Source organism: Stenotrophomonas sp. STM01 (genome assembly GCF_014852135.1).
GTDB lineage: Bacteria > Pseudomonadota > Gammaproteobacteria > Xanthomonadales > Xanthomonadaceae > Stenotrophomonas > Stenotrophomonas capsici.
Window position 1 is genome coordinate 1,390,234 of sequence record NZ_JACVBA010000001.1, and the last position, 22,588, is coordinate 1,412,821.

At 69.6% G+C, this 22,588-nt stretch carries 21 protein-coding genes; all 21 read right to left on the reverse strand.

Annotated elements, in window-relative coordinates; genetic code table 11:
* Positions 1 to 3 precede the first annotated feature (3 nt).
* Positions 4 to 825 (reverse strand): acyltransferase, encoded by an 822-nt coding sequence (locus IB227_RS06515; protein WP_132865026.1) that lies wholly within the window; start codon positions 823 to 825, stop codon positions 4 to 6.
* Positions 822 to 2,219, reverse strand: coding sequence for an O-antigen ligase family protein (locus IB227_RS06520; RefSeq protein WP_192286711.1), 1,398 nt, complete (start codon positions 2,217 to 2,219; stop codon positions 822 to 824). The genes IB227_RS06515 and IB227_RS06520 overlap by 4 nt, the downstream gene beginning before the upstream one ends.
* A complete protein-coding gene (locus tag IB227_RS06525) occupies positions 2,216 to 3,322 on the reverse strand; it encodes a glycosyltransferase family 1 protein (RefSeq protein ID WP_192286712.1) in 1,107 nt (368 codons plus the stop codon). Before IB227_RS06525 ends, IB227_RS06520 begins: the two co-directional genes overlap by 4 nt.
* Positions 3,313 to 4,515, reverse strand: a complete 1,203-nt coding sequence (locus IB227_RS06530; protein WP_225591604.1) for a glycosyltransferase family 4 protein — start codon at positions 4,513 to 4,515, stop codon at positions 3,313 to 3,315. Before IB227_RS06530 ends, IB227_RS06525 begins: the two co-directional genes overlap by 10 nt.
* On the reverse strand, positions 4,515 to 5,873 hold the full coding sequence (locus IB227_RS06535) for a beta-galactosidase (protein WP_192286713.1): 1,359 nt from the start codon (positions 5,871 to 5,873) through the stop codon (positions 4,515 to 4,517). Before IB227_RS06535 ends, IB227_RS06530 begins: the two co-directional genes overlap by 1 nt.
* Positions 5,870 to 7,033 carry a glycosyltransferase gene (locus IB227_RS06540; RefSeq protein ID WP_192286714.1) on the reverse strand — a complete coding sequence of 388 codons (1,164 nt, stop codon included), beginning with the start codon at positions 7,031 to 7,033 and terminating at the stop codon, positions 5,870 to 5,872. Before IB227_RS06540 ends, IB227_RS06535 begins: the two co-directional genes overlap by 4 nt.
* Entirely contained in the window at positions 7,034 to 9,016 is a 1,983-nt protein-coding gene (locus IB227_RS06545; protein ID WP_132865031.1) for a lipopolysaccharide biosynthesis protein, read from the reverse strand.
* Complete coding sequence (locus IB227_RS06550; protein WP_192286715.1) at positions 9,013 to 9,798, reverse strand: polysaccharide biosynthesis/export family protein; 786 nt, start codon at positions 9,796 to 9,798, stop codon at positions 9,013 to 9,015. The genes IB227_RS06545 and IB227_RS06550 overlap by 4 nt, the downstream gene beginning before the upstream one ends.
* Positions 9,795 to 10,721 carry a glycosyltransferase family 2 protein gene (locus IB227_RS06555; RefSeq protein ID WP_192286716.1) on the reverse strand — a complete coding sequence of 309 codons (927 nt, stop codon included), beginning with the start codon at positions 10,719 to 10,721 and terminating at the stop codon, positions 9,795 to 9,797. Before IB227_RS06555 ends, IB227_RS06550 begins: the two co-directional genes overlap by 4 nt.
* Positions 10,721 to 12,091, reverse strand: a complete 1,371-nt coding sequence (locus IB227_RS06560) for an undecaprenyl-phosphate glucose phosphotransferase (RefSeq protein ID WP_225591605.1) — start codon at positions 12,089 to 12,091, stop codon at positions 10,721 to 10,723. The genes IB227_RS06555 and IB227_RS06560 overlap by 1 nt, the downstream gene beginning before the upstream one ends.
* A 368-nt stretch (positions 12,092 to 12,459) precedes the next feature.
* Entirely contained in the window at positions 12,460 to 13,629 is a 1,170-nt protein-coding gene (gene pncB / locus IB227_RS06565; RefSeq protein ID WP_132865035.1) for a nicotinate phosphoribosyltransferase, read from the reverse strand.
* A gap of 219 nt (positions 13,630 to 13,848) precedes the next feature.
* The gene (locus tag IB227_RS06570; protein ID WP_192286718.1) at positions 13,849 to 14,682 is read right to left on the reverse strand and encodes a glycosyltransferase family 2 protein; all 834 of its coding nucleotides are present in this window, start codon (positions 14,680 to 14,682) and stop codon (positions 13,849 to 13,851) included.
* Complete coding sequence (locus IB227_RS06575) at positions 14,679 to 15,548, reverse strand: glycosyltransferase (protein WP_192287293.1); 870 nt, start codon at positions 15,546 to 15,548, stop codon at positions 14,679 to 14,681. Before IB227_RS06575 ends, IB227_RS06570 begins: the two co-directional genes overlap by 4 nt.
* Positions 15,545 to 17,806 carry a type II secretion system secretin GspD gene (gspD, locus tag IB227_RS06580; RefSeq protein WP_192286719.1) on the reverse strand — a complete coding sequence of 754 codons (2,262 nt, stop codon included), beginning with the start codon at positions 17,804 to 17,806 and terminating at the stop codon, positions 15,545 to 15,547. The genes IB227_RS06575 and gspD overlap by 4 nt, the downstream gene beginning before the upstream one ends.
* A gap of 9 nt (positions 17,807 to 17,815) precedes the next feature.
* Positions 17,816 to 18,502 (reverse strand): general secretion pathway protein GspN, encoded by a 687-nt coding sequence (locus IB227_RS06585; protein ID WP_192286720.1) that lies wholly within the window; start codon positions 18,500 to 18,502, stop codon positions 17,816 to 17,818.
* Positions 18,492 to 19,106, reverse strand: a complete 615-nt coding sequence (gene gspM / locus IB227_RS06590; RefSeq protein WP_192286721.1) for a type II secretion system protein GspM — start codon at positions 19,104 to 19,106, stop codon at positions 18,492 to 18,494. Before gspM ends, IB227_RS06585 begins: the two co-directional genes overlap by 11 nt.
* A complete protein-coding gene (locus IB227_RS06595) occupies positions 19,081 to 20,208 on the reverse strand; it encodes a PilN domain-containing protein (RefSeq protein WP_192286722.1) in 1,128 nt (375 codons plus the stop codon). Before IB227_RS06595 ends, gspM begins: the two co-directional genes overlap by 26 nt.
* Positions 20,205 to 21,047: a type II secretion system protein GspK gene (locus IB227_RS06600; protein ID WP_192286723.1), complete on the reverse strand. Its 843-nt coding sequence runs from the start codon at positions 21,045 to 21,047 to the stop codon at positions 20,205 to 20,207. Before IB227_RS06600 ends, IB227_RS06595 begins: the two co-directional genes overlap by 4 nt.
* A complete protein-coding gene (locus tag IB227_RS06605) occupies positions 21,044 to 21,694 on the reverse strand; it encodes a prepilin-type N-terminal cleavage/methylation domain-containing protein (RefSeq protein ID WP_192286724.1) in 651 nt (216 codons plus the stop codon). Before IB227_RS06605 ends, IB227_RS06600 begins: the two co-directional genes overlap by 4 nt.
* A complete protein-coding gene (locus tag IB227_RS06610; protein ID WP_192286725.1) occupies positions 21,691 to 22,080 on the reverse strand; it encodes a prepilin-type N-terminal cleavage/methylation domain-containing protein in 390 nt (129 codons plus the stop codon). The genes IB227_RS06605 and IB227_RS06610 overlap by 4 nt, the downstream gene beginning before the upstream one ends.
* Complete coding sequence (locus tag IB227_RS06615) at positions 22,077 to 22,583, reverse strand: GspH/FimT family pseudopilin (protein ID WP_225591606.1); 507 nt, start codon at positions 22,581 to 22,583, stop codon at positions 22,077 to 22,079. The genes IB227_RS06610 and IB227_RS06615 overlap by 4 nt, the downstream gene beginning before the upstream one ends.
* Positions 22,584 to 22,588: the final 5 nt, after the last annotated feature.

The following is a 22,588-nucleotide window of genomic DNA, read 5'->3' on the forward strand; positions in this document are numbered from 1 at the left end:
GGCTCAGTGCAGCAGGGTCAGCAGGTTCTTGCCGCCCACCTTGTAATTGAGGTTGTGCGGCCGCTCACCCATCGGCTTGGCACCGCTGCCGCCGATGATCTTGTAGGGCGCGACTTCCTTGGCGACCACGGTGTTGGCGGTGATCACGCAGCCGCGTCCCAGGTGCGCGCCATGCGCCACCAGCGCGCGGCTGGCGATCCACACGTAGTCCTCGATCACGATCGGCGCGGACACCGACCAGAACTCCGGCGCGGTCAGGTCATGGGTGCCGGCGATGATCAGCACGTGCGAGGCGATGGCGACGTGGTCGCCGATGCGCAACCCGGCGCGTGCGTCGATCTGGCAATGCCAGGCGATGACGCTGTCCTTGCCGATCACCAGGTTGTTCACGCCCAGCACCTCGGTGTTGCGCCAGATGGTGGAGCCCTCGCCGATCTTCGCCCCGCCGATGCGCAGCCAGGTCAGCCGTACCCAGTGGAACGGCACCTTGTTGATGGCGATGTTGTAGACCTGTTCCCACAGCCGCAGGCAACGGTCCTTCAGCGTGGCCCAGTTCTTGCCGTAACGCGGCACCAGCTGGGTGGGCACCTCGCCCTTGAGCTCGTGGTACAGGCGCCGGCCCAACGGGTCCTGCAGGGTCGGTTCGATGTCCACCGAACAGATCGAGACGCGAACTTCGTCGCCGCTGGGTTCCTCGAACGCGCCCTCGTTGGCCAGCAGCCATTCGTAGGCGGCCAGCAGCGCCGGCGTGTCCACGCCCATGCGCGCGGCATAGTCGCCCAGCCGCGAGCGCAGGTCCGTCGAATGGAAAATACGATGTCTCATGCCTGCTTCCTCGAAGACGATGACGGACGGCCTGGCGCATCGGCCGGCACGGCAGCGGCGCTCTGCAGCCCCATGCCCATCACCAGCCAGAACAGTGCGACCAGCACCATGGTGAAACTGTAGTAGTGATCGATCAGGCCGGTGACCAGCGCGGCCAGCAGGCCGGTGGTACAGCCCATCCACATGCCATTGCGTGCATCGATGGCCGTGACCTTGCCCTGCGGACGCACCTGCTTCCACCAGCGCCAGGTCACCACGCCGTACAGCAGCATGCCGAGCAGGCCCAGCTTGTACATGTAGTACAGCCACAGGTTGGAGATGCCGAGCAGGCCGCTGCCCGGGACCGGCGGCTCGGTACGGAAGCCGATGCCCAGCGGATAGCGGGCCACCGCCTCGGGGAAGCGCTTGTACTCGTCCACGCGCACTTCGGTACTGGCGTTGTCGGAGGAGAACATGGTGGCCAGGCGGTCCTGCAGCGGCGGGTAGCTCACCGCCAGCACCACGCCGCCCAGCACCCCGGCCAGCACCATCGCCCGCGCGTAGGGCACGCGCAGCCACGACAGCCACAGCAGCATCACGCCGATGGCCAGGATGGCGCCGCGCGAGCTGCTCAACAGCAGCGCCGCAGTGCCCAGCACCGCCACCGCCGCGCCGAGCAGGCGCCGCCAGCCGTGCTGGTAAAGGGCATGGAACGCCGCCATCGGCACGAACAGGGCCATCGCGCCGCCGGTCAGGTTGGGATGCACCCACGGCGTGCCCAGGCGCGCGTTCTCGGCGCTGAAGATGTCCAGCAGGGCTTCCGGGTGCGCGTACCGCGCCTTCTCCAGGATCGGGATCATGTCCAGCGCGCTGCGCGACTTGATGAACATGCCGAGCGAGAGCAGCAGCATGGCCAGGTTGCCCAGCAGCAGCATCACCATCAGCTGCTCGCGTTGCTTCTGCTGCGACAACATCAACGGTGCCAGCAGCAGCGGCGACAGGTTGGCCAGCCAGCGCACCCAGTTCACCGGGCCATTGCCATCGGCCACCACCATCACCTGGCCGACCAGGAACGGAAACGCGCTGAAGGCCATCAACAACAGCAGCGAACGCTCCACCCCGCCCCAGTCCGGACGCTCCAGCTTCTGGAAGAACAACTGCAGCATGATCCCGGCCCAGGTCAGGCCCAGCATCGCCTCGGCCACGGTGAAGCGGATGCCAACCTGCAACGTGCTGTACGGCATGAACGTGGCCGACAACGCGAACAGGGACAGGCCGACCACCGGCCAGCGCAGTACCACCAGCGCCGCCGGAAAGCCCGCCAGCAGCACGAAGAACTTGGACGGCGGCAGCACCAGCAGCAGGCTGCCGAACAGCACCCCGCACAGCACCGCGACGGTGGTGCCCAGCTTCACCGCAGCACCTCGTCCAGCAACTGCAGCACGCGCTGCTGGTAGTGCGCCGGCGCGTAGCGCGCCGCCGCGGCCTGCAGCACGGCAACGCTTTCCTCCGCGCGCCGGCCGGTGGCCGCATCCCGCAGTGCTTCGCGCAGCGCGTCGGCATCGCGGGGGTCGAAACGTAACGCCTGGCGCGGGGTGATTTCATCCAGCGCGCTGCCGGTGGCCACCGCCACCGGGGTGCCACAGGCCAGCGCCTCGATCACCGGCAGGCCGAAGCCCTCGGCAGTAGCCGGGTGCCACAACCGTTCGGCGTCGTGGTACAGCCGCGACAACGCGGCATCGCTCAGGCCGCTGCGCCAGTACAGGCCCGGCAGGTCGGCCAACCATTCCGGCACGTCGCCCGGGTCGCCCACCAGCACCAGGTCCGGCAGCAGCAGGCCGCCGTCACGCAGGGCCTGCCAGTGTTCGAGCAGGAAGGGAATGTTCTTGCGGGGCTCGCGGGTGCCCACCACCAGCCAGTAACGGCGCGGCAGGGTCGGGTCACGCAGGGGGTCCGGCGTGGCCAGTGCAGCCACCGCATTGGGCAACACCGCGAGCTTGCCGGCGCTGCGCGGGAACAACCGCGCCGCCTGCCCCGCGCTGTACTGCGACGGCGTCCAGATCGCGTCGGCCGCGCGCAACGCGTGGCCGATCAGCGTCCTGTCCATCGTGCCGTACACCCGCCCATGCAACCAGCTGGCATGCCGCCCGGCCAGGGTCAGCTGGAACAGGTCGTGCAGCAGCTGTACCTGGTGCTTGAGCCCGCGCGGACGCGGCCACGGCAGGCCGCTGTTGGCGGTGGCGATGTACAGGTCGATGCCCTGCCGGGCCAGCGCCTTGGGCAGGAAGCCGATCTCGAACGCCAGCCGCGCCTGCGGCCGGTGCAGGCCCGCGGCCGGGACGTCCTGCGCCGGACAGCAGGCGATCGCGCGGTGCGGATGCTGCAGCGGTGCCATGCTGAAACGCACCAGCTCGCCACGACCGCTGGCCAGCAGGGCCTGCTCCAGCGCCAGCACCTGGCGGGCGATGCCCGAGTACGGCGCGGCGGTCACCGGGCGGTAGTCGATGCCTATGCGCATGTCAGCTCCGCGTAGACGGCCTCGAGCTGGTCGGCCGAGCGGCTCCAGTCGTGGTGCCGGCGCACGTAGTCGCGCCCGGCCTCGCCCAGCGCATGTGCCCGGGCAGGATCCTCCAGCAGCTGCCGCAGCGCCGCCACCAGCGCGTCGGCCTGCGCGCCACCGGCGTAATGCACCCCCGGCTGCACGGCCAGGCCCGACACCGCCTGCGGCGTGGCCACCAGCGGCAGCCCGGCGGCCATCGCCTCCAGCACCTTCAGCTTGGACCCCCCGCCATCGCGCAACGCGGCCAGGAACACGCTGCTCTGCGCCTGCACGCCCTGCAGCCGCGGCACGAAGCCGCGCCACTCGATGCGCGGGTCGGTCCAGCGCCCGGCCCACTGCGTCGGCAATGCGTGCCCGCACAGGCACAGGCGCACGTCCGGCGAATGCTCCCAGAGCGCGGGCATGATCACGTCCAGCATCCACTCCACCGCATCGATGTTGGGCGCGTACTCGAAGTTGCCGATGAACAGCACGCGGCGTTGCCCTGGATCAGGCACCACGTCGGCGAATGCCGCGGTGTCGGTGCCGTTGACCACCACCGCCACCGGTTGCCGGCTGTACGGCGCAAACACCTGCGCATCCTCGCCGGTCAATGCGATCACCTTGCGCGCGGCCGACAGCACCTGCCGCTCCCAGCGCTGGTAGCGCCCGCGGTCGAGCCCGGCCAGGGGCCGCAGCACCGCCGGCAGGCGACTGTAGGTCACCTCGGCCAGCGTGGATTCCACGTTGTGCTCGCTGACGATGAAGTCACGCTGGTGGCGGCGCAGCGGCGCGCGGCACGGTTCGTACATGTAGGAGTGTTCCAGCTGCACCACGTCCCACGGCTCGGCCAGCAGGCGGTCCAGTGCCCGCGCGAAGGCCGGTGCATGGCCGTTGACCGAGGCCAGCAACGGCACCGGCGACAACAGCGCCGCCGTCAGGGTGCGAACGGATTTCAGCGGGCGTCGCTCCAGCACCACCAGCCGCTCGAGCAGGGGTTCCAGGTGCTCCCGTGCCTGGCGGTCCAGCGGCACCTTGCTCTGCACCAGCAATGTGATGCGGTGGCCGCGTGCGGCCAGGCAACGCAGCAGGTGGTACTGGCGCAGCTTGCCACCGCTGGTGGTCGGCCACGGCAGGTACGGCATCACCCAGAGCAGGCGCAGCGGTCGCATCACCACTCCAGGATCGACAGCGTGGTGCCGACCGGCACGGCCAGGCTGCCGGCGTCGGCCTGCAATGCCCGCACGCCACCGCCCAGGACATCGTGCAGCTGTGCATGCTCCACGCCGCGCAGCTGCACCTGGCCGGGCGCGTCGGCCCAGAAGAACCACAGGCGACGGCCATCCTCGCGTTGCCAGGCGATGCTGACCAACCCCGGCGGCACCGTGGCCAGCGCCGGCGCCTTGCCCGGCGTGATGCGGGGGCCGGTCAGGCGCAGCATGCGCTGCACGGCGGCGTAGACGGGCTTGGGCTGGGCGCGTTCGTCCAGCAGGCCGTAGCGACGGTCGCGCGCGCCGGCGCGGCTGTCCAGGTCGCTCAACGCGAACAGGAACACCTTGTCGTAGTCCAGCGCGCTCATCAGCGCCAGCCGGCGGGTGACGTAGTCGGCCTGGCCCTGCACGCCGATGATCGGCTGCTCTTCCTTGGGACCGTCGTAGCTCGACCAGCCCCACTCGTCGGCCCAGATGGCGTGTGCGCCGGCCGCGCGCAGCGCGGCGTTGCCCTGCTGCGCACGCAGGATGAAATCCATCGCCTTCGGGTCGTCGCCCTCCGGGTACAGCGAATACGGGTGGTAGGCGGTGATCACGTCCAGCGAATACAGGCCGCCCTTGGCCAGCTCCTCCACCATCAGGCCACCGCCACGGGTCGGCATCTGGCTGAAGTAGCCCATGCCGCCGAGCACGACCTGGCGGCCCGGCGCACCGGTGCGCATCGCGTTGACGGAGGTCAGCAGCAACCGGCCATAGGCCGCCGGGTCCTCGCGCGGACGCCAGAACGCCGGCAGGTTGGGTTCGTTCCAGACCTGCCAGGCATCGACCTGCGGGTAGCGCTGGGCCAGCAGCACCAGCGCCTTGGCGTACAGCGCCGGATCCTTGGGCGGGTACTGGTCCGGATGCGGGCTGCCGGCCGGAGCCGAGGTCGCATGCGGCGCCGAACCCACCAGGTACACCTCGGCCTTCAGGCCACGGCGCTGGATCTCGGCCATCAACGGATCCAGCACGTCCCAGCGGAGCACGCCTTCGCGCGGCTCGATGGTGTCCCAGTGCAGGTCCACGCGTACCCATTGCAGGCCCAACGCCTGCAGCTGGTCCATCTGCTGCCGGTAACGCGCCGGTTCGAACCAGAGGAAATGCGCGTTCACGCCCAGGAAATCGCGCCACTCCACCGCGCGCGGCGGCACCAGCTCCATCGCCGGGCGTTCGCCCTTGGCACAGGCACTGACCCCGCCGAGCAGGGCCGCCAGCGCCACCAGCAGCAGCGCCGCGCGCCGCCACCACCGCTTCGCGGGACGGGCAGTTGCAAGGTTCATCGTCCACTCTCCTGCAACGAGGCGAACAGCGCCGCGAACTGCGCGGCGATACGCGGCCATTGCCGTTGTTGTCCCAGCGCCGCGGCACCGGCGGCCCAGGCCGAGGCCTGTGCCGGCGCATCGACCAGCGCGATGATCCGCCCGGCCAGCGCGGCGGGGTCACCCTGCGCGAACACCACGCCGTTGCCGTGCGACACCTCCTCGGCGAAGGCACGCGCATCGGAGGCGATCACGCCCCGGCCACAGGCATTGGCCCAGGACAGCGCACCACTGGTGCCACGCATGCGCCCGAGCAACGCCAGCTTCTTCGAATCACGATAGGGCAGCAGCATCACGTGGTGGTCCTGCACGCAGGACACGATCTGCGCGGCGGGCAGGTCCAGCCGCCACTGGATCCAGTCACCGATGCCCAGCCGCTGCGCACGCTCGCGCAGTTCGGCCACATAGTCCCCGCGGCTGCCGAAGGCCAGCTCCGGCGCGCTGCCGCCGGCCATGGTCAGGCGCACCGCGGCCTCCGGCCGTTGCCGGCGCACCAGCGCCAGGGCATCGAGCAGGTCCTCGATGCCCTTGCCCGGGTAGATGAAACCGAAGTACAGCAACTGCAGCGGCGTCGCCTCCGGCAACGGCTGCGGCGCGAACACGCCATTGCCGTGCGCGATGAAATGCACCTTGTCCGCGGCTACCTGCATGCGTTCGACCAGCACCTGTCCGCCGGTGCGGGTCAGCGTGACCACGGCATCGAGCTGACGCGCCAACGCGCGTTCGCGCGCCAGCGTGCGGCGGTCCTGCGACAGCGCCAGCAGCTGCGGCAACGGCCGCGGTGCGGCGGCCAGCCAGCGCCCCAGCCCGCGCGGCGGGCTGGGCGAACGCCAGATCAGGCGCTCCGGGTCATGCACGGTCGCGCTCAATGGCAGCCGCGGGAAGCGTGCGCGCAATTGCTCCAGCGCCACGAACTCCGGCCCGCGGCCACCGCCCAGTTCGGCGTGCACCCCGTCGATGCCCTGCCAGAAGCCGGCATCGGCGGTGTCCCATTGCCCTTCCCGCTGCGGCGGCACCACCACCTCCACGCCGGCGCCGCGCACGGCCGTCATCCATGCCTGTGCATAGTCGGCGATGCCGTTCTGCAACGGCGGCAACGGCGCGAGCAGGGCAAGCCGCACTCAGTACGCCCCGAGCCAACGGCTGATCGGCTTCCAGTAACGCGGCGGGATCTCGAACACGCGGCGGTTCAGCACCACGCCATCGACATGGCCCAGCGCGTCGCGCAGCAACGCGATCGCGTTCTCCACCGCCGGTACCGTGGTGCTGCGGGTCTTCACCACCAGCACGATGCGGTCGCAGCCGCGCAGCTGGATCAGCGCGTTCTCGTCGCTGACCGGCGGTGCCTGCACCAGCACCACCTCGCCGGGGCCGGCCGGCAGCTGGCCATCGCGCACGCTGTAGCCCTGCTGGCGCAGCACGATGGCCAGGCGCGAGGCGATGAAGCTCACGCCTTCGCCACTGCGGCTGGACGTGAGGCCCACCGACAGCCCCTGCGCGGCGATCTGCTCCAGCGGCAGCCGGCAGTAGATGCGGTACAGCGCGGCACGCAGCGGCTGCGAGCCGTCCACGTCGTGCAGGATTTCCGGCACCGTCGCCAGCAAGGGCACGCCCAGGGTCTTCTCCAGGCGGCCGCCGTCATGGATGCGCTGGTCCATCAGGTACAGCAGGAACACCACCACCAGCGCCACCGCGAACGCCACCGGGATCGACAGCAGCAGCATCAGCATGCTCTTGGGGAACACGCGCGACGGGGTGAAGCTGGACTGCCCGACCAGCGCCACGTTGCTCAACCGGGCACGGTTGAGGTCGCGGATCACGCGTGCGCGCAGCAGGTAGTCCGAGTACTGGGCAAAGGTCTTCTCCGCCGAGGACAGCTCCAGGCTCAACCGCGACAGCGACGGCTCGGCCGACATCACTTCCTCGCGCTCGCCCTGCAGCTGCTTGATCTGGCTGTCGATCTCGGCGACGTTGGCGTCGATCTTGGCCACGTTGAGGCGCGCGTCCTGCATGTCCTGGCGCAGGCGCGCACCCAGCGCGTTCGGCGCGACGTTGCGCGAGCGCACCACGTTGCCGTCCACGCCGTTGATCTCCGCTTCCAGCGCGGCGATGCTCTCGTCCAGCGCACGCACCGGCGGTGCGCCTTCCTTGAAGTTGCGCAGCAGGTCCAGGCGTTGCTGCTTGAGCCCGTTCAACTTCAGTTTCAGGTCCTCGCGCTCCGGATTGAGGCTGATCTCGCGCTCGGTCACCACTTCACCGGCCACCGCCGGCAGCTGCCGGCCGGCCGAGCCAAGGATGCCCACCAGCGCCTCGCGCTCGGCCTGCAGCTCGCGGCGCTGGCGGTACAGCTTCTGCAGCTGGTCGGTGACGTCCTCAATGCGCTGCTCCACGCTGGTGGCGTCGATCACCCGCAACTGCTCGCGCAGCTGGCGCTTGAGCGCGATGATGCTGTCGTTGAGCTCGCGGTTCTGTTCTTCGTAGAAATTGAACAACGCCTCGCCGCCGGCGGCCTTGGCGCGCTCGTCGAAGTAGGCATCCACCCAGGCGCGGGAAATGCCCTGGGCCACGTGCGGGTCGTTCCAGCTGACCCGCATCTCCATCACGTTGGAGCCGGGGTCATGGCTGACCTGCAGCTTCTTGGCCAGGCGTGCGGCCAGCCGGTCCGCCACCGGCGCCTCGTCCATCAGGCCGATGCCGACCAGCACGTTGCGCAGCATCTCCTTGCACCAGGACAGCGCCTGGCCCATGCGGAACTTGAACAGGGCCCAGCCCCCCTTCGGCGGCACCGAGGACATCGCCAGGTAGGTCTGCGCCACCTTCAGCATCACCGGTGCACTGGTGGCCATCTTCTCCTCGTCCAGCAGCGGGTCGCGCTGCGGGCTCTGCTGCACGAAGCCGGCGTCCGGGCCCGGTTGCACCGGCAGCTGCACGCTGGCGCTCTCGGTCGGCTTGACCAGCAGGCGGGCATCGGAGACGTAGCGGTTGGGCAGCAGGAACGCGCCCAGGATCACCACGGCCAGGGTCGCCAGCAGGGCGAGCTTGAACTCCCTGCCGAAGATGAAGAGCAGGCGCAGCGCGTCGCGCAGGCTACGGATCTCGATCACGGGACGCTCCCGTCGGGGGTGTTGATCTTGTAGGAAGGTTCGTTGATCTGGTAGTTCGCCGACGCGCCGAAACCGCGGAACATCAGCAGCTGGCCGACGTACATGTCCACGCGCTGGATCGCATTGCCGATGCGCGAGCTGGGCACGAACACCAGGTCGCCGCGCTGCAGCCCGATGCTGCGGCTGCCATTGGTGCCGGCGCCCAGCAGCGCCGCATAGTCGAAGAAGTACACCTGCTGCATGCCCTGCTCGTCCTGGCGCACCAGCGCCACGTGGCGGCTGTCGGCGGTGGGCAGCACGCCGCCGGTGGCGGTGATGGCCTGGGCGACATTGACCGTCGAGCCCAGGTCGAACACGCCCGGGTTGCGCACCGCGCCGCCCACGTAGACGCGGCTGCCGGGCGCCTCGGCGATGTTCACGGTCACCTTCGGCTCGCGGTAGATCGCATCCAGTCGCTGGGTGATCTCATCGCCCACGTCCTCCGGAGTGCGGCCACCGGCCTTGACCGTGCCGATGAACGGATAGGCGATCATCCCGTCCGGACGCACCCGGTACAGCGTGGCCTCGTCCTTCTCGGCCGGGGTCTGCGCATCGCGCACGATCCGCAGCACGTCGCCGGTGTAGACCCGCAGCACCGGCGCCGGCAACTGCTCGGGGCTGAAGTTGGTGATCTGGCCCTGCTCGATCACCTTGCCCGAAGGCAGCTTGACGACGTTGGGCATCGCGCACGCCGTGCACAGCATCGCCAACAACGCCATCACCATCACTCTGCTCGTATTCACTGCTGCCTCCAGTAACCGGGGAACATGCTGACCCTGCACTTGACCGCCAATGGCAGCCTGCGTTCCAGGTGCCCCAATCGATAACCCAACAGTTTCGCAGCACTGCGTAACAGTGCGCCGGGAACCCGCATCCACTGCCGCTCGCGCCGCAGCGCGGCCAGCTCCGACCTGACGAAGCGCCCGCCCTCGCCGCCGGCGCGCCCGAAGCGCTCGGCGATCCAGCGCTCGCGCGAATAGAACACGCCGATGTCGAAGTAGCGGCGGAACTCCTCGGCGATGGAGTAGTCGTGCGAATGCCAGGCCTGCGCGTCGGCGACGTAGTTCACCGCATAGCCATCCAACAGCATGCGCCCTGCCACGTGCGCGTCCTCGCTGCCGATCACGTCCTGCGGGAAGCCACCCACCGCGACCAGCGCGTTCATGCGGTAGGCGCAGAACGCATCGGAGGTGAAGCAGGTCTTGATGCCCAGCTCGCCGGCATCGGCCAGGCGCTTGATGCGCCCCTGCGCCGGGTAGTTGAACGCCCGTGCATGCCGCGCCAGCACCCCGGCCTCCGGATGCGGCAGCTGGCGCCCGTAGGCCACGCCGATGTCATCGGCCGCATACAGGCCGTCGACCAGCCTGGCCAATGCGTCCGGCGGCACCGGGATCGCGTCCTGGGTCATGTAGATCAGCACGTCGGCCTCGACCAGCGTGGACGCCCAGCCGCGCGTACCACCGTGGTTGAAGATGGCCGCGTCGATCTCCACCACGCGTGCGCCGAACGCACGCCAGCGCGCCACGCTCTGGTCACGCGAGGCGCTGTCGATGACCAGGATCTCGTCCGGCTGCAGGCTCTGCGCCCGCAGCGCCGGCAACATGCGCTCCAGGAACGGCTCGCCGTTGCGCACCGGGATCACCAGCACCACGCGCCGGGCGGCCATCAGTACGCCGCCTTCATCGACAGGACCGCCGGCAGGGTGCGCAGCAGGATGAAGATGTCCAAGCCCAGCGACCAGTTCTCGATATACGCCAGGTCGTACTCCACGCGCTTCTGGATCTTCTCCAGCGTGTCGGTCTCGCCGCGATAGCCATGCACCTGCGCCAACCCGGTGATGCCGGGCTTGACCTTGTGCCGGGCCACGTAATCGGCCACGGCCTCCTCGAACGGGATGTCGGCCGCCTTGGTCGCGGTGGCATGCGGGCGCGGGCCCACCATCGACATGCTGCCGGCCAGCACGTTGAACAGCTGCGGCAGCTCGTCGATGCTGCTCTTGCGGATGAAGCGTCCGACCCGGGTCACGCGCGGGTCGCCGGCGCGGGTCTGCACCGCGGCGTCCATGTCGCGCTGGTCGTGGTACATCGAGCGGAACTTGTAGACCTCGATCAGCTGCTGGTTGTAGCCGTAGCGGCGCTGCCGGAACAGCACCGGCCCGCGCGAATCCAGCTTGATCAGCGCCGCCACCAGCACCATCAGCGGTGACAGCAACAGCAGCGCCAGTGACGCCAGCACCAGGTCCTCGGCACGCTTGTAGGCCGGCGCCCAGCCCTGCAGCGGCGGCTCGGACACCACCAGCATCGGCACGTCGGAGATCTCGGCCACGCGCGGCAGCGCATAGTTGAAGGCCTGCATCTCCGGCACCAGGAACACCTCCACCGGCATCTTGCGCAGCAATGCGACATAGTGGTGGTTGCGGCTTTCGGCGCTGGCCGGCAGCGCCATCAGCACCTGGTCGACCTCGTTGGCGCGGATCAGCTGCTCCAGCAACGCGAAGTTGCCGATCAGCTGCGGGCGCAGGCTGGAGTCGATGCGGTCCGGCGCGCGGTCATCGATGAAGCCCAGCAGGCCGGAGCTGATGTCCGCGTTCTGCTGCATGTGGCGGGCCAGGCGGCCACCGTTCTCGGTCGCACCGAGGATCACCGAACGGCCCACGAAGTGGCCCTGGCGTATCTGCCGCTGGAAGAAGATCAGCATCACCAGCCGCCCGGCCAGCAACAGCAGCAAGGTGGCCCCGTACCAGAGCACGGCCATCTTGATCGGCAGGTAGGCGATCACCCGGAACAGCGTGTGCAGCAGCAACACCAGTCCGAAGCTGGCCGACCACGCCACCACCGTCGTGCGCAGCATCAGCTGGTTGCTGAACATCTCGCGCCCGTACAGGCCGAAGGCGCCGAACACCAGCACGGTGAGCAGGCCCGCGGCGGCGGAGAGCGCGAGATAGGTGCGGATCGCGCCACCGGCATGCACCTGCATCAACCACAGGATCAGCAGCGCCGGCGCCATCGCCGCACAGAAGTGGAACACGCGCGCCATCAATCGCGACCAACGCGTCACCGCGGGCCGAGTGTTCGCAAACAGTGCTTCTGAAAACGGTAAGCGCATTACGAGGCTTGGCCTTCGTCGACGAATCCGAAAGACGGCCAGCCACCACCTGGCAATCCGGACCTGTCATGACAACCTGCACGACAAACGGCTCAACCACGCGGTAGCCCGCCTTCCCCCCATTGGGCAAAACGGATCAGATCCCACTCCTGTGATCGATCAAACCGCATTGCCTGTCCCAATGGCAATACAATAGCGTGACGCCCTTCACGTTTGGAAGTCGGAATTTTCCTTACCGGCCTGCGTTCATTCGCAGGCCAGCTTTGTCCATGCCTTCGTCACAAAGTGACGCCAGGCGCTCACTTGAGCTCGAATACCTGGCGCAGGTAGGCCAGGTAACCCGGGTCATCGCACATGCTCTTGCCCGGCGAATCACTGAGCTTGGCGACGGGTTGGCCATTGCAGCGGACCATCTTGATGACGATGTTCAGCGGGGTTGGGCCCAGGTCGTTGGTCAGGTGCGTGCCGACCCCGAACGCCACCTGGCAGCGGCCACGGAAGTAATCGAACAGCTGCATCACCTTCTCGATGTTCAGGCCGTCGCTGAACACCAGGATCTTGCTGGTCGGGTCGGTGCGGTTGGCCTTGAAGTGGGCCAGCATGCGGTCGCCCCACGTGAACGGGTCGCCGGAATCATGGCGCACGCCGTCGAACAGCTTGCAGAAATAGGTGTCGAAGTCGCGCAGGAAGGCCTCCAGCCCAACCACGTCGGACAGCGCGATGCCGAGGTCGCCGCGGTACTCGCGCGCCCACGACTCCAGCGCCGCCACCTGCGAATCACGCAGGCGCGGCCCCAGCGCCTGGAACGCCTGCAGGTACTCGTGCGCCATCGTGCCGTGCGGGGTCATGCCGTACAGGCGCGCGAAGTGCACATTGCTGGTGCCGACGAACTGCGGGCCGAGCGCATCGCGCAGCATCGGCAGCATGGTACCGTGCCATTGCCGCGAATAGCGGCGGCGCGAGCCGTAGTCGGCGATGCGGCAGTTCGCGAAGCCCGGCGTGTCGCGCAGCAGCGCGGTCTTGGCCTGCAGGCGACGCTCGCCTTCGGCGAAGTCGGGCGTGGTGGTGTTGCGGAACCATACTTCGTTGATGATCGCCAGCAGCGGCACCTCGAACATGATGGTGTGCAGCCATGGGCCGGTGATGTCCAGCTCGATCTCGCCCGGCACCGTGCTCGACGGGCGCAGCGTGATGTACTTGCGGTCCAGGTGGAACAGGCCCAGGAAATCGACGAAGTCCGGCTTCACGAAACGCAGCCGGCGCATGTACTCCAGTTCCTCGGCGCTGAAGCGCAGGCTGCACAGGTGATCGATCTCGGCGTTGATCTGGTCGATGTAGCGGGCCAGGTCGATGCCCGGCGTGCGGCACTTGAACCGGTACTGGACGATGGCGCCGGGGTACTGGTGCAGCACCGCCTGCATCATCGTGAACTTGTAGAGGTCGGTGTCGAGCAGGGATTGGATGATCATGCCCACATTATGCGCCGGGGCCGGTGGCAATCCGTGCAGCAGCCCGGACGACCCGTTCAGCCTGGCTTGCAGGCCATGCGGCCCCGCGCCCCTGGAGGACGTCCGTTCCGGTCCACGTGGCAGATCCAACGCGGGCGGGATGCAATCCCGGCATGACCTGCCGGAAGCGCCGGGATTGCGTACCGGCGCCCGGGGCTGCGCGCGTTGCGTTGATCGGGCTCAGCGCAACAGCAGGCGCGGCACCTGCAGGGCCGCATGCGCCCAGATCACGCCCCACACGCCCACCCGTACCGGCAGGCTGCGCCGCGGGGCCTCGAACTTGCGGAAGTAGCGCCACAGGCCACGGTGCTTGTGCCACTCCACGAAGAACGGCCGCGCGCGGCTGGACACGCCGCGCACATGCAATACCTGCAGCGCGTTGGCGATGGCCACGGTCGCGCCCGCCTCTCGGGCGCGACGGCACAGGTCCAGGTCCTCGGCATGCAGCCGGTAGCCCTCGTCCCATCCGCCCAGGCGCTGGAACAGGCTGCGCGGCATCAACAGCAGGGCACCGGACAACGCCGGCACCACCTGCAGCGGCGCCGAGCGATCGGCCTCGATCGACAACCGCGCGCCAGCGCCCGGATGGCGCAGCATCGCGGCGAAATCCGGATCGCGACGGCGCACCGCCGCATCCGCCAGCCCCTGCTCGTCCACCTGTTCCACGCCCAGCAGGCAATCACCCAACGGCAGGCCGAGGTCGCGCAGGCGCGCCAGCGTGTCCGGCTCGACCATCAGGTCCGGGTTGACGAACGCCTGCCACGCCGCGTGGCATTCGGCCGCGCCCTGGTTGCAGGCGGTGGCGAAGCCGGGGTTGTCGGGGTTGGCGATGAAGCGCACGCGCGCATCGGCGAGCGCGTGGCGCTGGGCGATCTCCAGCGAGCCGTCGAACGAGGCGTTGTCGACCACGCGGATCTCGGTGACATCCTGCGCGGCACGCAGTCGCGCCAGGCATTCGTCCAAGGTACTCGCGCTCTGGTAGCTGACGACGACAACGGCAATCGACTGACTCACAACGGCTCCGCGCCTGGAAGGGAACCGCAGGCATCGAACAGGTCGCGCTGGGCTTGCGGCATTATCGCCTGCTCGACCAGCTGCTGCAGCAGCGCGCGATGGGCCTGCAACGGGTCATCCATCAGGAAGCCGGCCAGCCGCGCGGTCCATGTCGGCCAGCGATTGGCCAGCACCTCCATGTCGCCATCGCCCGGCTGCCCTTCGCCGGCGCGGCCGACGAAGGCGTTGTCGCACAGCACGTTGCGCCAGCCCAGCCCACTCATGCGCAGGCTCAGGTCGACCAGCGCGGCGTACCACGAGCCATAGCTGTGGATGTCCAGGCCGCCGGCACGACGACGCGCACTGCCGCGTATCAACACCGCGTGGGTCACCGCCGACGGCAGTTCCGGATGCAGCAACGGCATCGCCGCCAGCGCCAACGCCATGCGTTGCGGGTCGACCGGCAGTGGATTGACCTCGCCGGCGCGCGGCCAGGACACGGTTTCGCCGGCGTTGCTCCAGGGCGTGGCGGTGGCGATGGCCGCATCGCGCGCGAAACACTCGCTGAGCTGCTGCAGCCAGCCACTGCCGGGCACCGCGTTGGGGGCCAGCACCACCACGTCGGCATCGCCGCAGGCCTGCAGCATCTGGTCCAGATGCGCCGATTCGCCGATCGGCCGCGGGCGCCGGGTGTATTCGGCCTGCAGGCGTGTATGCGCCAGCCAGTGCTCGATCACCGCCTGCCCGCGCGGACCGGACTGGCCATCGTCGGCCAGCCATACCGGCGTGCCGGCCGGCGTGGATGCTTCCAGCGCCGCCAGGCAGGCATCCAGGGCCGTGTCATCCACGCCTACCGGCAACAGGATGACAGGCAGGCCCATGCTCAGTGGCCCGCCTTGGGCTTGTTGATCGGGTCCAGGGCGCGGAATTTGCTGCCGTATTCGTCGGTGAGGTTCCGTGCTTCCTGCGGATTGCGCACGATGGTCGGGGTCAGCAGCACGATCACCTCGCTGCGGCGGCTGTTCTGGGTCTTGCGGCCGAACAGGCCACCAATCACCGGCAGCCGGCTCAACCCCGGCAAGCCCGAGGAGCCCTTGGTGGCGCTGTCCTCGATCAGGCCGCCCAACATGACGGTGTCACCGGCATTCACGGCGGCCTCGGTCTTCATGCGACGCGTGTTGATGCGCACGTTGCCGTTCTCGTCGGGATCACCTTCGGGCGAACTGACCTCCTGCACGATGTCCAGGAACACCATGCCATCGCGGGTCACGCGTGGCCGCACCTTGAGGATGGTGCCGGTTTCCAGGTACTGCACCTGCGCGTACTGGTTGTCGCTGATGCCCGATACCGACACCGAATACACCGGGATCTTGCTGCCCACGTTCAACGTGGCCACCGCGTTGTTGCGCACGAACACCGAGGGCGTCTGCAGCAGGCGTACGTCGGTGACCTGGTCCAGCGCGGTGATCACCGCGGCGGCGTTCTTGCCGAGGAAGGTCCAGCTCAGGCCACCACCGCCCTTGCCGTCACCCGGTAGTATCGCGCCGGAGATGTCGCCCCAGATGCCGCGCCCCAGTGCCGATGGCAGGCCTGCACCACCGGCAGTGGTGGCGGCATTGACCGCCTGCTCGAAATACCAGTTCACGCCGTAGCTCAACTCGCCGGTCAACGCGACTTCGGCCACCTGCGCCTCGATGTGCACCTGCATCGGCATCACGTCGAGCTTCTCGACCACCTCGCGGATCGAGCGCCACGCCTGTGGCGTGCTGCGCACCAGCAGCGTGTTGGTTTCCTCCACCGCCGAGACGCCCACGCGGTCGCCCTCCACTTCCAGCGTCACGCTGCCGTTGCCGGTGCCGCGCGAAGGCAGCGACAGGCTCTCGCCGCTGCCACCACCGCCGTTGCTGCCACTGCCACCGAAGCTGCCGCCATTGCCGTTGTCGGCGAAGCTGCTGCCGTCGCCGCCCGACAGCTTGCTGTCCGGGCCGGAGGACGGATCGAAGGTGCCTCCGCCCATCGACACCGCGCTGCCGCCCGGCGCCAGCGAGGGCCCGCCATCGGACGCCCCCCGCGACCCACTGCCCGCGCCGAACACTTCGGCGAGGCGATCGGCCAGGTCCTTGGCCTTGATGTACTTCAGCTCGTAGGAGAACAACCGCGCGGTGCCGCCCGCGCTGTCGATGCGGTCCAGCCATTGCTGGATCTGGTCCAGATAGCGTGCCTGCGGGGTGATCACCAGCACGGCGTTGGCGTTGTCCAGCGGCATGAAACGGAACATGCCGGCGCTGGGCGTCTTGCTGCCCTCGCCGAACACCTTCTCCAGGTCACTGGCCACCTGCGAGGCACGGCCGGACTGCAGCGGGAACACGCCGACCGACATGCCCGACAGCCAGTCCACGTCGAAGATCTCGACCGTGCGCAGGTAGTTCTCCAGCTCGGTGCGGGTGCCGCCCAGGGTGATGACGTTGCGCGAGCCGTCGATGCCGACAATGGCGTTGGGCCGCGCGTAGGGCTTGAGCACCTTCTCCATCTCGCTGGCGGAGATGTACTGCAGCGGCACCACCCGTACTTCGTAGCCACGCGCGGCCGAGGCCGGAGCGGTGCTTGGTGCGACGGTGCCCGCCAACGGCTGGTCGGCCGGCACCACGTTGTAGCGGCCGCCGCTGAACACCAGCCGGGCGTTGTTCCAGCCCAGCACCATCTCCAGCAGGTTCAGCGCCTGCGCCGGCGACACCGGCTTGGGCGTGGCCAGCGTCACCGTGCCCTGCACGCCCGGTGCGATCACGTAGTTCTGGCCCAGCATGTCGCCGAGGATGGCCTTGGTGACGGCCTGCACCGACTCGCCTTCGAAGTTGAACACCGCCGAGCCATTGCCGGCCGCCGACAGGGACGGCGCCGGCGCCGAAGCCGCAGCGCGGTTGATCACCGTGCCATTGCCACGGCGGATCACGGCCCGGCTCTGGCCCTCCACTTCCTGCGGGGCGTCGGTCGGGGTCAACCCGCGCGTGGTGGCCGGTTCGCCGGCCTGCGGCGCGGCGATGTCGTTGCCCACCGCCGCGTTGCGCCGGATCTCGGGCACCGGCGTGGTGGCGCAACCGCTCAGGGCGCCGATCAGCAGGGTGATGGGGACTATGCGTGACGTCATGCGCTCACTCTACGGTTTCTGGCCGCCGGGGGCGCCGGCCTGTTGTTGTTGCGCCTGCCTGCGGCGGGCCTGGATGCGATCACGGATCGCCTGGATCTGTTCGGCGGTCGGCGCCGCCGGCTCGGCCGCGGCATTGGCCGGCGGCGGTGGCAGCGGTGGTGGCGGGACCTGCGGCGTGGGTGCGGTACCGGGCGGCGGCACGCCTTCCGGCTTGCCACTGCCGCTGAACACCTGCAGTTCCAGGTTCAAGGTGCCCGACGGCCCGCTGACCACCGCCGCACGCGGCTGCAGCGACAGGAGCTGCCACCCCGATTGCGCCTCGCCGCCCACCCGCAACCGCAGCGACTGGCCCTGCTCGGTGGTCAGTGTCGCCATCTCCATGCCCGGGGTGATCAGTACGCCGGTCAGGCGCACGCTGGCCACCGCTGCCGGCTCGGTGCCGTCGCCCAGCACGAACGGGTGCGGGCGCCGGTCGTTGGCAAACAAGGGCCGCGCCATGGCTTCGGCATTGTCGGTGGCCGTGGCGCGCGGCGGGTCGGCCACCGGCACGGCCGGCAGTGCCGGCACCTCCAGCGCCGTGGCGGGATCGCCGATGCGGCCGCCCAGCCCGAACAGCGTGGCCGTCCACACCGCCAACGCCCAGCCGCCCAACGCGGCCAGCCACCAGGTCCGCAGGCCCGCCACGTCAGGGCGCATTGGTCACCTCCGGGTTGGCGCCGGCCACCACGCCGGGCGGCAGGTAGCCGCTGAGTTCGAAACTGACATCCAGCCCGACGCTGCCTTCGCTGCCACCGGGCGAGGACAGGATGTCCAACCGGTCCACGCGCAGCTGCGGTGCGCCGGTTTCCAGCGCCTGCAGCACGGCCATCCATTCGGCCATGCCGCAGCGCAGGCGTGCCTGCACCGCCACCCGCACGAAGCGGCCGGTGGTATCGGCCGGCATCGGTGAACGGTCGCTGATCGCGCAGCTGCGGTTGTCCGGGCTGGCCTGGCGCGCGGCTTCCTCCAGCCGCTGCACCAGCCGCGAGGTGGCCAGCTCCACCGAGGTTTCCGGCATGAAGCCGGGCTCGGTGGCCAACGCCTGCTGTGCTTGCTGCAGCCGCTGCGTCACCTGCGGTGCCTGCCGGATCTGGATGTCGATGCGCTGCCGGCGCTCGAGCAGCGCGTCGATCTGTTCGCCGACCGCCCGCATCGGCTGCGTCCACAACGGATGCACCAGCAGCAGGTAGGCCAGGCCGACCAGGCCGAGCAGCAGGCCCAGCGCCAGCCAACGGTCACGGGGTGCGGGTTGCGGCGCCATCGGCGGCCTCCTTCCGTGGCGCCAGCAGCTCGGCGGTCAGGGTGAAACGTTCGCGCCGGTCGCTGCCGCCGGCCTGCAGCACGCCGGTCAACGAAGGCGTCTTCCACAGGCTGGAACCCTCCAGCCGGGACACCAGCGAGGAGGAACTGCGGCTCATGCCGATCAGCTGCATGCGACCGGCTTCGATGGACAGCTTTTCCAGCGAGGTGTCGTCGTCCAGGCGCTGGCTGAGTTCGTTGATCACTTCGGTGGCGGTGGGCTGGGCGGCCCGTTGCTGGGCGAAGAAGGCCTGGCCATCGACCAAGTCCTGCAGCTGCTGCCGCTGCGTGGCCACGGCGCGTGCACGCACCGAGGCCGCTTCCACCTGCGCGGCGAGCGTGGCCGCGGCCTGGCGACGGTTGTCCAGCAGTTGCCAACCGGCCAGGACCAGCAGCACCGCGCTGCCCAGCACCAGCATGCGGTTGAGCCGGCGCATCGGGTCCTGGCGCTGCCGGCGCAGTGCCGCCGGCAACAGGTTCACGCCCAGCGGCCGGCCCTGGGCATCGGCCACGTCCACGCCATCCAGCTGGCCCTGCCACGCCTCGCGTGGCAGCAGCAGGGTTTCCACCACGGTGCGCGGCGCCACCACCAGCTCGACGTCCAGCTGGCCATCGGCCTGCCGCCCCAGCAATCGCACGTCGAAGTACACCTGCTCGGCGGTGAAGGGGGTCTGCCGGTCGATCTCGAAGCGCAGCACGTCATGCAGGCGGCCGTCGGCGGCGGCCGGCAGGCGCATCGGCTTGCGCAACGCCTTGCCGGCCGGCAGCAGCGCGCAACGCGGCAGCCGCGCATCGCGCGGCGACAATGCGGCCTCCAGTGCTTCCGGCAACAACGGTGCTTGCAGCGACTGCTGCAACAGCGCTTCGGCGCCCTGCGCCTGCAGCACGTGTACCTGCCCGCCCTGCGGCGACAACAGCACCCGCGCACCGGACACCCCCAGCAGCAGGCGCCAGCGCGCCGGCAACCACGACTGCAGCGAGGACACCCACCACGACCAGAAGCCCCCGGCCCCCGGCGCGATGCGCGTCCCCAGCTGTCCCAGTCTTTCCCGCAACGCCGTCATCTCGATACCGCTCCCTGTTCCCACCGCACCACCGTATACGGCATGCCGGCGGCGCCTTCCGGCGCCAGCCGCACCACCGTGCGCAGCACCGCTTCGCGTTCGTCCCCCATCCGCACGCGGCTGTCGACACTATAAATGCCGCTGCCGCCTCCCACCGCACCGCCACCCCCGGGGGTTTCGCGTTCACGCGCGGCGATGACCAGCGCCGCGTCCATGCCCATCGCGGTCAGTACCGGTGCCTGGGCCAAGCGCGCATCCGGCCGCGCCTGGCCGTAGACCGTCACCAACGGGGCCAACTGCTCGTACAGGTCCGCGTCCATGCCGATCAGGCGTTGCAGTTCGCCGATGCTGTCGAAGCGGGCGTTCTTGGCCGGATAGGGATACCCCGCCGCGGCATAGTCGGCGCTTTCCGCGCCGCCGCTGGGCTGGCGCAGGTCGTCGACGTCGCGCCAGTCCAGCACCGCGCCGGCCACCTGCGTGGCGCGCGTGGCCTCCACCCCCAGCGCCCGCAGCAGGCCTTCGAGCAGGGGGCGGTCGGCCTGGTTCAGGTCGACCTTGCCGGCCTCGTCGATGACGCGCAGCTCCACCGTGCGTCCATCGAACTGCCAGCGATAGCGACGGCCGTCGGCGTGCCAGGCCGGTTGGGTCGGCGTGGCGTGCATGCGCGACAGCGCGTAGTCCACGCCGGCATGGGCGATCTCCTGGCCTGCGCCGAGGTCCGCCGTCACCTTGCCCTGCATGTATTCCACCCGCGCGCTCAACGCGAACGCGCCGATGGTGGCGGTCAGCAGCGCCACCAGCCACAGCACCAGCACCAGCGCCGCGCCGCGTGCCCTCATCGCCAGCCTCCCGGGGTGGCGCCGTACTGCGGCACCGCCACCACCAGCGTCGGCCAGGCCGCGCCTTCGGCCGGCACGATGTCGATGGCGACCAGGGCCGGCATCCGTCCCGGCACGTTCCAGCGATCCTGCCATGGCCCCATCGTCCCGCTCTGCGGGTCGATGCCGCGGTACTGCAGGCGAACCTGCCTGAGCCCGTCGACCAGCAGCTCGCTGCCGCGTGGCGGGTTCTCCGGCAACGGCTGGCCGTTCTGCAGCAGGGTCAGGTCAATACGCAGCTGCTGCCTGGCGCCGTCGCCGCTGACCTGCAGGTCATGCAGGTACGGACCACCACGGCCCAGGTAGCCCGGCACATCGGCGACGAAGCGCATCTGCTGTGGCTGGCCATCGAACATCACCGCCACGGCACTGAGCGAGCCAGGTTCAGCCGGCAACGGCTGGGTCAGCGTCGCCATCAGGCGCCGGCGCAGGAAACCCTCCACGCCACGCATGCGTTCGTTCTGGCTGGCGATCAGTTCACCGCGCGTGCTGATCGCCAGGGTCGAGCGCACGATGGCGAACGCCAACGCCATGCCGGCCGCCAGCAACGCGGTGGCCAGCAGCACTTCGATCAGGGTGAAGCCACGCGCGGGACGGCCCGGCCTCATTGCGTGCCCTCCATGCCCGTGGCGCGAAGCCGCAACGTGCGCCAGCGCAGTTGTTCGGCCGCGGCATCGCCCCAGCGCACCTGCAGGTCCAGCAGCCACAACCGCGATTGCGGTTGGCGCGGCTCGACGAATGGCGTCACCTGCAGGGTCCAGCGGTACCGCCCCTGCTCCCATTCGCCCTGGCGCACGCCCGCGGCCAGGGGTGCATCGATGCCGGCGCCGGCGAGCAGCGACTGCGCGTGCAGCGACGCACGGCCCTGGTGCTCGGCCATGCCGACCTGGCGCGCCGCACCGGAAAGACTGCCCAGCAGCAGGGTCGCGGCCAGCGCCATCAGCGCGAAGGCGACGATCACCTCGATCAACGAGAACCCTCGCTGCCGCTTCATTGCACCGCCCCCTGCAACAGGCCCGAACGCACCTCGCCGGTGATCCAGCCCACGTCGATGCGCCACACCGCCGAGCGCGCGCTCAACTCGATGCGCCCTCCGGTCGATGCGCCATCCTCGAAGAACCGCACCACGCCCTCGTCGCCGCGCACCTGGACCTGGCGCGCGCCGGTGTAACGCACCGACAGCGTGTCGGGCAGTTCACCGTGGCGACCACCGGGACCGGTCCAGCGGCGCGTGCGCACGTCCAGCGCGAACGCCTGCGGCCGGCCGGTGGCGATGGCGCGGGTGCGTGCGTAGCGCAGTTCGGCGGCGACCTCCTTGCCGGCCGAGCGCAGCTTCATGCCTTCCAGCCCGCCGCTCATCGCCATCGCCGCGACCAGCGCGATGGCGGCCACCAGCGCCAGCACCAGCAGCATCTCCAGCAGCGACACGCCGGACATGCGCGCCCGCACGCCTGCGGGCAGGCGGCGCGGCCGGAACGGGGCGGTCAGCGCAGGCATGGCCG